The 13871-nt window shown below is 36.2% G+C and carries 15 protein-coding genes; 3 read left to right on the top strand and 12 right to left on the bottom strand.

All coding sequences use genetic code 11. The features are described from left to right. Positions 1–107: 107 nt before the first annotated feature. Positions 108–938 carry a methanogenesis marker 8 protein gene (locus J2756_RS01720; protein ID WP_209581710.1) on the top strand — a complete coding sequence of 277 codons (831 nt, stop codon included), beginning with the start codon at positions 108–110 and terminating at the stop codon, positions 936–938. 187 nt (positions 939–1125) lie between these two features. Here J2756_RS01720 and J2756_RS01715 read toward each other — a convergent pair whose 3' ends face one another. The 10 genes from J2756_RS01715 to mtrA form a co-directional block, all read right to left on the bottom strand. Next, the gene (locus J2756_RS01715) at positions 1126–2064 is read right to left on the bottom strand and encodes a metal-dependent hydrolase (protein ID WP_209581708.1); all 939 of its coding nucleotides are present in this window, start codon (positions 2062–2064) and stop codon (positions 1126–1128) included. Between the two features lie 359 nt (positions 2065–2423). After that, positions 2424–3245, bottom strand: coding sequence for a 4-hydroxy-tetrahydrodipicolinate reductase (gene dapB / locus J2756_RS01710; RefSeq protein ID WP_209581707.1), 822 nt, complete (start codon positions 3243–3245; stop codon positions 2424–2426). 32 nt (positions 3246–3277) lie between these two features. Further along, positions 3278–4714: an MDR family MFS transporter gene (locus tag J2756_RS01705; RefSeq protein ID WP_209581705.1), complete on the bottom strand. Its 1437-nt coding sequence runs from the start codon at positions 4712–4714 to the stop codon at positions 3278–3280. A 122-nt stretch (positions 4715–4836) separates the two neighbouring features. After that, positions 4837–5523 carry a DUF169 domain-containing protein gene (locus J2756_RS01700; protein ID WP_209581703.1) on the bottom strand — a complete coding sequence of 229 codons (687 nt, stop codon included), beginning with the start codon at positions 5521–5523 and terminating at the stop codon, positions 4837–4839. 69 nt (positions 5524–5592) lie between these two features. Continuing rightward, positions 5593–6237 (bottom strand): TetR/AcrR family transcriptional regulator, encoded by a 645-nt coding sequence (locus J2756_RS01695; protein ID WP_209581701.1) that lies wholly within the window; start codon positions 6235–6237, stop codon positions 5593–5595. A gap of 502 nt (positions 6238–6739) precedes the next feature. Continuing rightward, positions 6740–8044 (bottom strand): hydroxylamine reductase, encoded by a 1305-nt coding sequence (hcp, locus tag J2756_RS01690; protein WP_209581698.1) that lies wholly within the window; start codon positions 8042–8044, stop codon positions 6740–6742. 16 nt (positions 8045–8060) lie between these two features. Further along, positions 8061–8219: a rubredoxin gene (rd, locus tag J2756_RS01685; RefSeq protein WP_071906831.1), complete on the bottom strand. Its 159-nt coding sequence runs from the start codon at positions 8217–8219 to the stop codon at positions 8061–8063. 267 nt (positions 8220–8486) lie between these two features. Beyond that, positions 8487–8678: a hypothetical protein gene (locus J2756_RS01680; protein ID WP_245315879.1), complete on the bottom strand. Its 192-nt coding sequence runs from the start codon at positions 8676–8678 to the stop codon at positions 8487–8489. A gap of 24 nt (positions 8679–8702) precedes the next feature. Continuing rightward, positions 8703–9041 carry a cupin domain-containing protein gene (locus tag J2756_RS01675; RefSeq protein ID WP_209581694.1) on the bottom strand — a complete coding sequence of 113 codons (339 nt, stop codon included), beginning with the start codon at positions 9039–9041 and terminating at the stop codon, positions 8703–8705. Between the two features lie 306 nt (positions 9042–9347). Beyond that, the gene (mtrA, locus tag J2756_RS01670; protein WP_209581692.1) at positions 9348–9890 is read right to left on the bottom strand and encodes a tetrahydromethanopterin S-methyltransferase subunit A; all 543 of its coding nucleotides are present in this window, start codon (positions 9888–9890) and stop codon (positions 9348–9350) included. Between the two features lie 368 nt (positions 9891–10258). Here mtrA and J2756_RS01665 point away from each other — a divergent pair, with 368 nt between their 5' ends. Next, the gene (locus tag J2756_RS01665) at positions 10259–10933 is read left to right on the top strand and encodes a TetR/AcrR family transcriptional regulator (RefSeq protein WP_209581690.1); all 675 of its coding nucleotides are present in this window, start codon (positions 10259–10261) and stop codon (positions 10931–10933) included. Between the two features lie 138 nt (positions 10934–11071). Here J2756_RS01665 and J2756_RS01660 read toward each other — a convergent pair whose 3' ends face one another. Further along, positions 11072–11791 carry a 4Fe-4S binding protein gene (locus J2756_RS01660; RefSeq protein ID WP_209581688.1) on the bottom strand — a complete coding sequence of 240 codons (720 nt, stop codon included), beginning with the start codon at positions 11789–11791 and terminating at the stop codon, positions 11072–11074. Between the two features lie 221 nt (positions 11792–12012). Here J2756_RS01660 and J2756_RS01655 point away from each other — a divergent pair, with 221 nt between their 5' ends. Continuing rightward, positions 12013–12762, top strand: a complete 750-nt coding sequence (locus tag J2756_RS01655) for a TrmB family transcriptional regulator (RefSeq protein WP_245315877.1) — start codon at positions 12013–12015, stop codon at positions 12760–12762. A gap of 223 nt (positions 12763–12985) precedes the next feature. Here J2756_RS01655 and J2756_RS01650 read toward each other — a convergent pair whose 3' ends face one another. After that, complete coding sequence (locus J2756_RS01650) at positions 12986–13870, bottom strand: ATP-dependent DNA ligase (RefSeq protein ID WP_209581686.1); 885 nt, start codon at positions 13868–13870, stop codon at positions 12986–12988. Position 13871 lies beyond the last annotated feature (1 nt).

Below are 13871 nucleotides of genomic sequence, written 5' to 3'. Positions count from 1 at the left end.
ATATTTGGTACTAAAAATGGGAATTTAGTTTATTCAACTGTTTTTAAAAAGAGTTAAATTGTCTTTTCACTTATTATATTACATCAATTCTTTACAGGTGGTAACATATGGATGAACATATAATTGAAGCCCTTGGTAGAACACGGGTTGTTGTAAGGGATGGAAAGGTTGTTGAGGTGGGAGAGCCTAAAATTAATTACTGTCCTATTTTTGATAAAAACAGAGGGATCAAAGAGATCACATCTGAAGCCGTGCAAAAAAATATAGAATTTCGAATTAAAGACTTTGGAATGTGCACACCTGAAAGAAAATTACGTATGAAGGATTTTTTATCCTTCGGAGTATCTGAAACCTTGAGCACACTACTCGATGAAAACATGATCGATTGTGCTGTTATCGTCAGTGAAGGGTGCGGAACAGTGATCTTAGCAGATCCTGAATTTGTTCAGGGAATGGCCGGTCGAATATCAGCTTTCATAAGCACAACACCCATTACCAAGATCATAGAAACTATTGGACCTGAAAATGTTCTCAACCCGGAAACAGCTGAAATTAACCAGATAAAAGGTGTTTTAAAGGCCATTGACATGGGTTACAGGAACATTGCAGTTTCAGTTGTATCAGCAGAGGATACCAAAAAGCTTCGTGAAATCGAAAAGGAAAATGAAGACGTCAATATTTACATATTTGCAGCCCATGTAACTGAAATGTCAGAAGAAGATGCAAAAACCCTGTTCGACACTGCAGATGTTATCACAAGCTGTGCATCCAAATACATCAACGAAGTGGGTAAAGAGAGGGAAGTCTTCAAGGTCGGTGCATCTGTACCTATATTTGGAGCTACAGAAGCTGGAGAAAAATTCCTAAAAACAAGACTAGAAAAAATTGGAGGATTAAAAGACAAAGCCCACGCCAAAATACCGGATCCTCTAATCTAAAAAGCTTTTAAAACCTGAATTAATCAAATTATTAATTAATCCACTATTTTTTGAAATATTAAACTAATTTAAAGTAATTTTTCTAACCATTGGGTAATTACCAATTGGTAAGTGGCGAAGTTTAGTAATATGAATCTTACTACATGAAAAATACTGTCTAAAAATAAAAAAATAGGTAAAAAATTAATTATACAGTCACTGTTATGTTGTTGCTGCGATATCCGTCGTCTGTAACATCGAAGTAGGTTAACTTCCATTCCTTTCCATTGTAACTGGCGTTGATACATGGATCATAGGCATCCCATCTGAAATTTTGAATTGCTGGCAGTTCATCTGCTTTATCAATGGCTTCTTGAGCAGATTGAACCGTGCCTCCATGCACAGTTAGACTTTGAACCCTTTTAACATCTGATTTTTCTTTATTCAGTGTATTGTAGTTGAAGGAATAATATGTGCTGTTTGAACTGTCACTTTGAACCACGGTCCATGTAAACATGTCCGCTGTAGGATAAGCTGCAGAATAAACGAGGTTTTCACTTACAGGGTTTTCAGCAAGGGCAGCATTCTTCTCATAGGCTCTAATACCTCCAAATGACACCAGGATTATCATAAAAATTACCATTGCAGCTTTCTTGTATTTCATATCCATTCTTAAATAGAGGATCAACAGAACAGCAAGGGCGATAACTGCTGTTGTAACGTCGATGTAGTAGTATATTTCAGCGCTGAATCTTTGAAGTGTGAAGGGGTATAAAAGGGGTACGCCCTTTGAAGTTAAGAAATCCAGGAACAAGTGGGTAAGAGCACCAAAATATGCTATTCCAACGGTTTTTAAAGTGAATTCAACTGATATGTCTCGTTTTATTATTTTTCCTATGAATCCGTTTATACTCCGTCTGGATATCACATACAAAAACAGTGTAGAGGTAATTGCAGCAAAGATAAAAGAATGTGTAATTCCCCTGTGTGAAAAGACAAAGAGATATGGAACTAAAAATCCTATCCATGCTATGAAGATGGTATCAAGGTCAAGTGAAATACCACCAAATGCCCCTTCAAGTTTGTTTTTGCTCTTAATAGCAAATAAAATGATATATGGAACGAGAAAATGTGTAAAAAAGTCCATTATTTGTATCTCCCTCTAATTTTCATGTCATTCATTTTATAATCCTCATTTTTTTTATGATCATCATTTTCTTCTATTAAAATTTCTCAAAGATCTATAACACCATAAACAAATCATTATTTAAGACATGAATTAAAGTAATTTTTCTAACCTTTAAGTAATTACCCTGTGCTAAGTGGAAAAATTGGTAAGAATCAATATCCTAAACGAAGAGATGAGTCCAAACAATATCTAAGGGATTGTATGAATATAAAATAATTTTTAGGAATTTTTAGGAGTACTAAGAAACTACTCCATTCATCTTCTTGAATTTCAGATGCTTTATAATGTATTTAGATAAAAAAATAAGTTTCATCTTTTTATTTTATACCAAGAACATCAGCCATATCACTAATTTTTCCTTCAGGAGCTTCCAAAACATAACGTAACGCTTTAATCACACCCTTTACGAATGACTGTCTGCTGTGTGCTCTGTGGATAATTTCTAACCTTTCACCATCACCTGCAAAGAGTACAGTATGATCTCCAACAATATCTCCGCCCCGAACTGCATGTACTCCTATTTCTTCAGAAGTTCGTGCACCTACCATTCCCTGTCTATCATAGACACCAGATTCATCTTTATTTCTTCCCAGTTCATCGGCTATAATTTCATAGGTTTTAAGGGCTGTTCCTGAAGGTGCATCCACTTTATTTTTGTGATGAGCTTCTATTATTTCCATATCATAATCATTCAGTATTTTTGCAAGGTCTCTAATGACTTTAAAGAAAACATTAACTCCCACAGCCATGCTGGGAGAGATAACTGCTTTTATCTTATTTTTTTCTATGGACTCTTTAATTTCACTTAATTGTTCTTCTGAAAATCCTGTGGTACCTACCACCACATCAACACCACATTCTGCTGAAATTTTGATGGTATTCACAGCAGCATCTGCTACAGTAAAATCAACTAGAACATCTACTTTATTTCTCTTTAAAACCTCAGCAAGTTTTTGTGCACCATTTACTGGAACACCCATCTTTCCTACACCTATTACCTCACCTACATCTTTTCCTTCAAGTGTAGTATTTGGTGATCCTATAGCTGCCACAACTTCAATATCTTCCTCTTTAAGTATGGCTTTAATTATTTTAGAACCTATTCTTCCATTTGCACCTGTTACAGCCACTTTAATCATTTCATCCATCTCCAGTTAAAATTTTAATTGTATCATGAGTTAGTAGGTGCATTTTCACCCAAAGGTAGTTCTTTGAGGAAAAATGCAACGATCAATCCTGCAAATGCCAGTACTATTGCTATAAGGAAAATATTCTGGATAGAAAGTGCTAAAGCTTGAGTATAACTTGCAGTAACCCCAGCTGAACTTCCTAAAGTGAAATTCATTATGTACCCGAATACTGGAACGAATACAATGGTACCTATATTTCTGAAAAATCGCACAGAAGCTGTTACAATACCTATTTCTCGCAGCGTAAATGCATTCTGCACTGCAACATTGAATATGGTATAGGCCATTCCTGAACCAATACCCAGAACTGTTGAATATGCTACCAAGAGAGAATAAGGTGTATTCACATTCATTGTAGCAAGGAGCACAACCCCTATTCCAGTTATGATAAATTCAACAACGACAAGCTTTTTATATTTTCCAACCCTGGATATGATCTGTCCTGTTATTACTGAGGTCATTGTAAGGCTAAAAAGCATGGGAATCATTAGAATACCTGAATTTGTAGCACTCATGCCTAAAACACCCTGAGCAAATAATGGAACGTAGATTATCCCACAAAACATTAATGCACTTGCTAAAAAGCTTTCTACAGCAGATACAGTGAATATTGAATTTTTGAAGAGGTGTAATGGGAAAATAGGTTCCACAGCTTTTTTCTCAGCCAAGATAAAGAGGGTGAACATGAATCCTGAAAATATGAGAAATCCGCCTATCTCCGTTAATGAGTATCTATTTAGATCGCCTGCAAGTGTTAATCCCAGAAACAGTGCACTTAGGGTTAATGTGAAGGTAAGGATTCCAGGGTAATCAATGACTTTTTTAACATCTGGCAATTTAAAGTTTGGAAGGGAATGAAAAATCAGGGTTACAGCAGCAATCCCAACTGGAACATTTACAAAGAAAACCCATCTCCAACCTAACGTATCGGTAATTACACCGCCTAGAATGGGCCCCAAGACATCTGCAAGTCCAAATACCGATGCAAGTATCCCCATGTATCTGGCCCTTTCCCTTGGGGAAAAGATTTCTCCAACCACAATGAAGGGGAGGGATAATAAAATTCCACCCCCAATTCCCTGAAGTCCTCTAAATAATATCAGTTCAAACATGTTGGTTGCAAAACCGCACATAACTGAAGTTACAACAAATATGATAATCCCAAGGATTAAAACATGTTTTCTACCGTAAATATCTGATAATTTACCAAAAAGGATTATAGAAATGGTTGAAGTTAGCATATAAACTGTGAAAGGCCATACATAATATTCCATCCCCTGCAGACTGTTAATAACTTTGGGCATGGCTGTTGCCATGATTGAATAATCAAAGGCAGCTACAAGGAGTCCAACCATTAATCCCATCAGGATCATGATTGTTTTATTTTCAGCAGAGTTATAATGGCTTTCATAATTCATAGTATCATTTTGCCTTATTTTTACATATATCATTCTTAAATAGATTTTAGCCATAAATGAGGGGTTTAAACGCTTTTTTTTAATCACATGACCTTCAAAAAAGATTTGACGGTTTTTAAAAATTATTCTTCCTTAAAGAACATTTTAGTTCGCATCTCTCTCAAGTTAGAAATTATACGTGGCAAATCATTTGCAGGAATACTTACCATAATTTCTTCTGGACTGATATCCATACTCTGCCTTGATGCCACATCTCCAAATCCATAAGTGACTTTTCCAGTCATGTAGGGAGTTGCAGCCATGGAACTGCATACAGGAACTGCATCAGCGCCCTGCCCATGTTTTCCTGAATCATATGCATTTGCATGAATTATTTCCATTCCCTGTTGGGCATTGCAGAGTATGAATATCACATCTGGTTCAAATTCTGCCTTTTTTAAAGGAGAGAAAAGGATTGCAGTGAAAATTCCAGGGTTTATGTAGGTTTCATTTTGCCTTGAACGCTGCACTGCAGGAATGTTCTTGTATAAACCCTTTGGAACCATGAATGCACCGCTTTGTACATTTGCAGGGAATTCCTGCATATCCTTAAGTCCAGAATATCTTGCACCACCCATACATTCCTCCTCTTCCAGAGTTGCATAGAAACTTTCACCATGCATGGCCTTTACAAGCTTATTACAGAATCTTGATTTTCCTTCTTCCTTTTCAACGTTTTTTGGCTCTTTCACAGACCATTTTATTGCTACTGGTTCATTTTCCAATTTTAGAAGATCATTTAATTTCTGTCCTAACCCATCACTATCCATGTTAACACCTCTTTACCCGAAACTCCCATTTAGTCAATCCTTTAATACATAAATATGCCTGTGATATCCCTATTTCTTTAACATATGAAGAAAAAAATCTCCTATATCCTTACCAAATTTCTCTTCATCAATTCCCCGGCTTTCCAGTAGCTCTTTAGCCCAGTCCCCCATGTTCACCTTACCATTGTATATCACTGATAGGAGAATGGCTGCTTCTGTAGGATCCACATCCAACCTGATTTCACCCTCATCTCTACCTTTTTCTATGGAATCTATTCCTATGAACATTATTTCTTTGAATAACTCCCTTACTTCCTGGAACTCTCCACTACTCGTCATTTTATCCATATCAAATTGTTTTTTTATGGATGTTGGTGAGTAGAGCAGCCTGAAATAATCTTGATATTCATTAGAAAATTCCCTATTTGCATTTCCATACAATATTAACTTCTCAAAGCCACTATTTCCTTTTTTAACCTCTTCTTTAACCATTTCAGCCCAAATTCGAGTACCACGTAAGACCACTGCAAAGTACAATGATTCTTTATTTTTAAAATAAAGGTAAAGCGTACTCTTGCCAAGCCCAACCTCCCCTGCTATTTCATTCATTGAAACTTCATCAAAGTCTTTATCCGCGAATAATTTTCTAGCAGCATCAATGATATCATTTTGACGCTGTTCTCTTTCTCTTTCCTTCCATTTTGCAAGTGACATACGATTTCACCTATACCGATAATGACTGAAGATCATATTCATGACTTTTAATCTCAACTATGACCCTACGGTCAGTTATATAACTCATGGTCATTACCATCATATAAAGATTTTGGTTGAAATAAAATATTTTCAAGCCTCCAACTCGATTTTTTTACGTTGTAGCTGTGGATAATACCGTAGTTGAGGGAATAATAGATTAAAAACATGTGTTTAAAAAAAGTCGTTAAATCAATTTTAATTCAAAGATTTAGAAGTAATTCCAAAATTTAGAAGATGCAAAATTTAAAGAACTTTATAGCCTCTGATTTTCCTGAAATGGAGGATGAAACTGTTAAGGCTTATTGGAATTTGGAATTTAAATCCTAAAAATATTTAAAAAAAGGAAGATTAACCTCAATTTACTCTTATATAAAAATATAAGGGTAATTAACGTATCAAAGCGTAATTACCCTATGTTTTGTATATAATTCCATTTCTATTGGGCATAAAAAATGATGTATTAACCCAACATTTTTTTGATGTCTTCTTCTGGGTTTCCTATTGGTGTAAGGTTGTAGTTTTCTACAAGCACATTGAGTATGTCTTCGTTAACCCATCCGGGTATTATTGGTCCGATGTACATGTCCTTGATGTCCAGGTAGAGGAGGCTCCAGAGTATGGCTGCTGCCTTCTGTTCCATCCAGCTCAACACAAAAGTCAGGGGCAGATCATTTATTTCCATGCCGAATAAGTCGGACAGTGCTGCTACGATCTCGATACCGACACCGGCATCGTTACACTGACCCAAATCTATGAGTCTTGGAACACCCTCAATATCACCAAGATTCATATCGTTGAACCTGTACTTTCCACAGGCCAGGGTGAGTACAACGGTGTCTTGAGGCAGTTTTTCAACGAATTCTGTGTAGTACTTAGCCTGAGGCTTAGGAGAGTCACAGCCACCTACAACGAAAAAGTGTCTGATCTTACCAGCCTCAACAAGCTCCTTGATCTTACCAGCCAGCGATAGAACAGTGGACAATCCGAAACCTGTGGTTAAAACAGTACCCCTAGGTTCATCCTCAAGTTCAGGTAAAGATTTTGCCTTCTCAATCACAGGTGTGAAGTCATAGTCCTCAATGTGCTGAACACCAGGCAACTGAGCAACACCAGACGTGAAAATCCTGTCCTTGTAATCATCCAAAGGTAAAAGAACACAGTTAGATGTTCCAAGTATTGCAGCGGAGTATTTACTGAAGGTTTTTTTCTGGTCGAACCAGGGCCCTCCGATCTGACCCACCAAGTGTTCATACTTATGTAACCCTGGGTACCCGTGGGCTGGGAGAAGCTCAGAATGGGTGTAAACATTCACACCAGTACCCTCAGTCTGTTTAAGAAGCTCAGCCAGAGCCTTCATACTGTGTCCAGTTGCTATGATCCCTGGTCCCTTAACAGAGCCAACCTTAACCTCAGTAGGTACCGGTTCGCCGTAGGTTTCTATATGTGCCTTCTTCAGAAGATTCATGGTTTTTATGTTCATCGCACCTGCTTCAAGCGCCAGATTAACAAACTCCGCAGCATCGAAGTTCACGTTGGTGAGTGTTGAGTAGAACCCCCTCTCAAGAAACGCATCAACCTCAGGATCTGTGTATCCCAGTTCCCTAGCATGGTACAAATAGGCAGAAATACCCTTGATTGCAAAAAGTAGATTATCCTGAAGCCTTGCAACCGTAGGCTCCTTACCACAAACACCCCTAACAGTACAACCAGTCTCCCCAGCAGTTTGAGAACACTGATAACAGAACATATCCAATTTTTCAACCATTCATACAACCTCCTTATTAAACTTCTTCAAATTGGTCTTTTCCAACCCCGCAGATAGGACAGAGCCATTCATCTGGCAGATCCTCAAAGGATGTCCCGGGTTCAATACCACCAACAGGATCGCCTTCCTCAGGGTCGTAAATATAATCACAAACCAAACAAACATATCTCTTCATGTTTTACCTCCTTCAATCCATATTCCCAACAAAATCTTTTTTTTAAATCTTTTTTAAAAAATTTAAGGGCATTAATATGGTTAAATAAAAAAAATTTGTGATTCTTTCCTTCTTTAAATCAAGTTTTTTTGAGTTTTTTTCAGATTTAAAATATTAGAAATCTATAACACATTTGTAGATAAAAATATGTCATATGAAACATATACATTTTACCCAAGCCCTTGTATAAAAACCATTTACAGACTAATTTTTTGGTAGTATACTTCACTAACCTTTTCTTTCACATTTGAAGCAGTATTCTGTGTTCCTATTAGTTTTAAATACTTTTCCACAACTTTTGCATGTTACTTGTTTCAGTGAGGATTCTTTATCTACTATATCCAGTGAACAGGAACATTTCCAGCCCATTTTACCTTTCAATTCTTGTTCAAATGCTTTATCTTCAGGAGTTTCTTTCATCAATTGGTAAACCTCCATCTTTTTTTATATAACTTTTGTAGATTTTTGGGGTCTTGGAACCTTTACTATCAATATTCGAAGGTCTGCATCCCCTTCGTTGTACCATGTATGGGGTATTTTAGCAGGGCTGTCAATGAGAGAATCTTTTTGGACTGTTTCCCTTTCGTCTCCAATTTCAACTACACCCTCACCCTCCAGAACATAGAAAAATACGTCTACAGGAGTTACATGCTTTTTTAGAGATTCACCTGGCTTTATGGTCATGTGCACTGCCACTGCATTTTCTGTATCGTATATTTTACGTGCATCCACTCCATGTGGATTTGGAGAGGATTCAACATTGGCTATTTCAATTACTTTCATCTTTCATCACCTACAATTTTATTAATCAGTCCATGCTAACCAACATGAATATATTTTATTTTTGTATTAATAGGGTTCCTATTGTTAAAAAAAGTCCTTAGGACGTATTTACATGCATTGGGCTTTCTTCTAAATATCCTTGTCTTGATATCCATTCGATGTTCACAGTATTTAAAGGTTTTTTCACTAAAATTGTATAAAATGAAAAAACAAGGGGGATCTCTTATTTTCTAAAAAAAGTCAGGCACAGTAAATTAATTAATAATGGGACTCACTTCTATAAAAATTTAAAAAAAATAAATATTTTTAGGCATTTTCCGTTGCTAGGTTTGGATCTTTCTGTTTTGGTATTGGGATGATATCTGTTTCTTCCTCGTATGCTCCTGCATCATTGATTATACACTCCTTAATTTTGGAATGAATGGTTTCATAGTCTTCTACGTCCACTAGGTCTATTAGTTGAACCTGTTTTCTGAACCTTTCAATGGCCTCTTCAGTGAGGTTATCAAGGTAGGGTATTGCACCAATGGAACCCACTATTCGTTTCTTTTCATCAAAACCATTTTCATATAGGGATTTGATGGTCTGTCCTGTGATGTGTCCCTGGACCTCTGCACCGCAAACTACCAGAAATCTTATGTTAGGATTGGAAATAACATTAGAAACGACTTTTTCAATACCCAGGTTTTCAGTGTGTAGAGAACCAGTTATGCCGGCTCCAGCTTCAATGAGACTATCTCCCATATGAGATCCAAGGGTGATTACTGCTACTGGGCTTTCTTTATCTCCTACAACGTAATCCCCAACTATTTTTGGCCATCCTTCAGCAGCTGCTTTTTTATCTACCATTTTTTTCATCTCCATTTCTTGACCTATAGTTAATTTTTTAACTATGAGTTAAAATTTAACTTGTAGTTAAAACTATATAAATTTTTTCATAGGATTAAAAAATCAGATGAATAATACAAATTTAAAAATTATAAAATAAAAATTCATTTAAATTCAACGTTTTTACGTTTTTTTATAGCTTATCAATCTTTAATACTTTAAAATCTATATGCATCAACTAGAATTAGTACTGGGAAAGCATTTGATAGGTTATTTGAACCCTGCTTAAATTCTTAAGACAGAACCTTTATTATATTCCTAAACTAATTTTAAGTAGTTAAAATAAAGAGAAATGTGGATTACAGATAAAAATTATCAAAGGGAATCATATGGCTACTTCCAGAAAACAGAGAGAGAGGGAACAGAGGCGTAATGAAATCATAAATGCTGCAGAGAAATTTTTCTTTGCAAGAGGTTATGATAACGTTACAATGGACGAAATAGCAGATGAAGCAGAGGTTAACAAGGGATTACTCTACTATTATTTCAAGAATAAAGAAGCACTATTTTTCGCTGTTGATCTCCGAGGAGTTCAGATATTGCATGATATGTATGTAAAATGTTCCAATCTAGATGTGGATGGTTACACTAAGATAAGATCCATGATTCAAAGTCTTTTTGAATTTGCCAAGGATTATCCCGATTACTTTCGTATTTACCGTTATGCAGGTACTGAAAGGTTCCAGATGAGTGATAACGAAGATGCAAAAGAGATTTTAGATATGACAACTGGAATATGGAGACTCATGGTTGAAGCCATACTTCAGGGCATGAAAGATGGAACCATCAGAAAAGATGTGGACCCTGTAGAGATGTCCATTTACCTCAACGTTATGACCATGAGCGCCTTAAATATTAACATAGTTTATAAAGTCATACTGGAAGGTAGGGGCATACATCAAGATAAATTCTGGAACGACCTGCAACGTTTTTTAGACCCTGCAATCACGCACTGTTCTGACATGAAATGTGCAGAAGACAGCTGCAGTCCTAAAAAATGTTAAAGAGGGTATTCTCCAATATCGTTAAAACTCTCATCAAACATTAAAATTCAACTCCAAAGGTACCTAACTATTTTTTTAAGCTTTTAATCCAGGTTTATATCTCGTTCAAATGCACCCAGTTCCTAGAATTTTTTTAATTCAATCCTCAATATTGAAGGAATAGTTAATAGCATTTTTAGGACAATTTTTTATGCATTCACCACATAGTATACAATTTAAATCATCCATTGTGTCATTTTTAACCATGTAATTCACGTCCAATCCCATAGGACATGATTTATTACATAATTCACAATTTGAGCAGTTGTGATTATTTTTTAAATGTAAAGAGGGTATCTTAATTTTTCTACCTAATTCAGTCCCTATTGTTAGGAAAACTCCTTGTGGACAGAGATATTTACAGAATGCTCTGCTTCCAAAGATTATGGATAAAATACCTGTTATTAGGATGAATAAGGGTATTAAAATAACTAATTTAGGATTGCCATTAGGGGCAAGTAAATCAAATCCTTTCAAGCCTCCAATCTTTAAAATCGAATATGAAACTATTATTATGAATAGCACGGCAAAGGGATATCTTATTTTGCTTCCCCTTTGAGATCTGGGCTTTTTATTTGTATATCCACCTAAAATTTCTTGTAATGCTCCATAGGGACATGTGTAACCACATGATACTGATCTACCCATGAATAATGATAGGATTAACCATACTGCAAAAACAAGAAAACTCAATGTAATTATGCCACTTTTTACTCCTTCCACCATTAGAAAGGGTGAATACAGAGCGGCCAACAAGGGCAGAACTAACATCAGTGATATCAAAATATACGTTCTTGTCCGAATTTTACCATTTTTCATTTATATCGCCTCTAATTTTTTCATAGCGTTCGCTAGACTAATTTTAAATGAATTAAACTTCAAATAATTGTATTACGTGGATTTAATTGGTTTACGTATTTTTGTTTAAGGTTCCTATCCGCAATATTTAAATGTTTTTTAACTAAAATAGTATAAAATGAAAAAATAGGGAGGGATTTTTTATTCCAATAAAACCAGGCACTGTAAATGCACTTAAAACAATGGGACTTACGGATTATGAATCCAAAGCGTACTTATCATTGGCTTCCTTTATTTCAGCCACAGCTCTGGAAGTCAGTGAGACTTCAGGGGTGCCTCTATCAAAGGTGTATGAGGTTCTCAGGAGCCTTGCAAAAAAGGGATTCATAGAAATACAAAGGGGCAAGCCTTTAAAATATGCGATAGTACCACCTCAAGATGTTTTTGGAAAATCAAGGGCAAGAATTAAAGAGGAACTTGAAGAAGCTGAATCAGAAATTAAAACCATCTATGACAACCAGATACCCAAATCACCACCACATATCTGGCTGATTTATGGTACAGATAAAATTATAACCAAAGAACTGGAAATAATCGGCCGTGCTAAGGATTCACTGCACATTGCAACGGGCTTCATGTTTCATGATGAAGTTGAAAACCTGACAGAACACCTCAATAAAGCCTTAAAAAAAGGCGTTCAGACCAGAATAATCACAGCACCCTGCTGTATCACAGATGGAGAAGAAGTGGAAATATCTGAAAATCTTAAAAAATTGGATTGCGAGGTTAAAACCTTTCAGATACCCTTCATAAAAGTCATAATAAGGGATAAAAAGGAGATGATGTTGATCTTCTGCAGATTTAAGGATGGAATCTTAATATCACAGACTGCAATAGGAGTATGGAATCAGTACACAGAATTTGTAGAGAACATAGCGGATCTATACAATCTGGTATGGACGATGAACCTACCAACTAAACTTCAATTATAGTACTATGATTGGAATCTTTTTATTTGTTATTTTTAGTGTGGATATAAGATTCATATGACCTAATTAAAGGTATTAGACCAGCATTAAAAAAACATTATCCCATGTCTTTTTCCTATCAATTTTTCACCTCCCTGGAAGCTTTAAAAAGACAAAGAATATCTAAGGATTAAAATAATAATGGAAATAAGAGAAGATTTAATATTGTAACAATATTATTAGTTAATCATTGCCATCTGAACCTTACCCAGACTGGTGCACGGGGTGATTCTTTGTATATCTCGTTTACTCGGATTTCGGCTGTTAAGGGCTTGCTGGTGATTAATATTTGTTTTTTTAATTTTTCTGGGACTTCAATTTGGAGAGGGGCGCAATGTTCTTTGAGTATGTTTAGGATTTCCCTTTGTTCCTGTTCACTGAATCCTGTTCCAACTTTTCCGAAGTATTTGTCGTTCCTCTCCATGATCAGGGCTCCGAAGGGTAGGCTGCTCTGGCTTTTGGTTGCTCCGATGATGTTCACATCAATGGTGTCTTCCCTTTTGAGTTTAAGCCATGTCCCAGGCCTTTTACCTGAATCATAGTGGGAGTAAGCATCTTTAAGAATGATTCCTTCGTAACCTTCCCTTACCCTATCCTCAAAGATCTGTTCAATGGTAGACTTTTGGACCTCATGGAATGGTACCAATTCCAGTCTTGGATGGGCTGGTAATATTCTGATTAGTTCTGCCTTACGTTCGATCAACGGTTTGTTTAATATATCCTTTCCATTCCTTTTTAGAATGTCGAATACGTTGTATTTTGCGGGGATCTTCTGTGATAATATTTTGATTTTGAGGGGATCTTCAACGTTGCGCTTTAGTAGCTGGCGGAAGCCACCTTTAACTGTTATCTCACCGTCCAGTATCCAATCGTCATTTTTGATGTTTTTTAGGGCTTCCACTACTTCTGGAAATTTGTTGGAAGCATTTACATGTCGTCTGGTCCACAGACTAATCTTTCCCCTATGGGATTCTGCTATTATCCTTTCTCCATCGTATTTAGGTTCTAGAAGCCATGTTCCTTTTATTTCGAGTGGTGAGTGTGTGAGCTGTGCCAGCATGGGTTCTATCATT

The sequence above is a fragment of the Methanobacterium aggregans genome (assembly GCF_017874455.1).
In the GTDB taxonomy this organism is placed as follows: Archaea; Methanobacteriota; Methanobacteria; order Methanobacteriales; family Methanobacteriaceae; genus Methanobacterium_C; species Methanobacterium_C aggregans.
Note: the sequence above shows the minus strand (reverse complement) of the source record. Positions and strands in the feature narration are given on the sequence as shown.

Bases quoted from the DNA above. Each gene is read 5' to 3' on its own strand.
- J2756_RS01720 (WP_209581710.1), top strand. From the start codon at position 108: ATGGATGAACATATAATTGAAGCCCTTGGTAGAACACGGGTTGTTGTA.
- J2756_RS01715 (WP_209581708.1), bottom strand. From the start codon at position 2,064: ATGGACTTTTTTACACATTTTCTCGTTCCATATATCATTTTATTTGCT.
- dapB (WP_209581707.1), bottom strand. From the start codon at position 3,245: ATGATTAAAGTGGCTGTAACAGGTGCAAATGGAAGAATAGGTTCTAAA.
- J2756_RS01705 (WP_209581705.1), bottom strand. From the start codon at position 4,714: ATGAATTATGAAAGCCATTATAACTCTGCTGAAAATAAAACAATCATG.
- J2756_RS01700 (WP_209581703.1), bottom strand. From the start codon at position 5,523: ATGGATAGTGATGGGTTAGGACAGAAATTAAATGATCTTCTAAAATTG.
- J2756_RS01695 (WP_209581701.1), bottom strand. From the start codon at position 6,237: ATGTCACTTGCAAAATGGAAGGAAAGAGAAAGAGAACAGCGTCAAAAT.
- hcp (WP_209581698.1), bottom strand. From the start codon at position 8,044: ATGGTTGAAAAATTGGATATGTTCTGTTATCAGTGTTCTCAAACTGCT.
- rd (WP_071906831.1), bottom strand. From the start codon at position 8,219: ATGAAGAGATATGTTTGTTTGGTTTGTGATTATATTTACGACCCTGAG.
- J2756_RS01680 (WP_245315879.1), bottom strand. From the start codon at position 8,678: ATGAAAGAAACTCCTGAAGATAAAGCATTTGAACAAGAATTGAAAGGT.
- J2756_RS01675 (WP_209581694.1), bottom strand. From the start codon at position 9,041: ATGAAAGTAATTGAAATAGCCAATGTTGAATCCTCTCCAAATCCACAT.
- mtrA (WP_209581692.1), bottom strand. From the start codon at position 9,890: ATGGTAGATAAAAAAGCAGCTGCTGAAGGATGGCCAAAAATAGTTGGG.
- J2756_RS01665 (WP_209581690.1), top strand. From the start codon at position 10,259: ATGGCTACTTCCAGAAAACAGAGAGAGAGGGAACAGAGGCGTAATGAA.
- J2756_RS01660 (WP_209581688.1), bottom strand. From the start codon at position 11,791: ATGAAAAATGGTAAAATTCGGACAAGAACGTATATTTTGATATCACTG.
- J2756_RS01655 (WP_245315877.1), top strand. From the start codon at position 12,013: ATGGGACTTACGGATTATGAATCCAAAGCGTACTTATCATTGGCTTCC.
- J2756_RS01650 (WP_209581686.1), bottom strand. From the start codon at position 13,870: ATGATAGAACCCATGCTGGCACAGCTCACACACTCACCACTCGAAATA.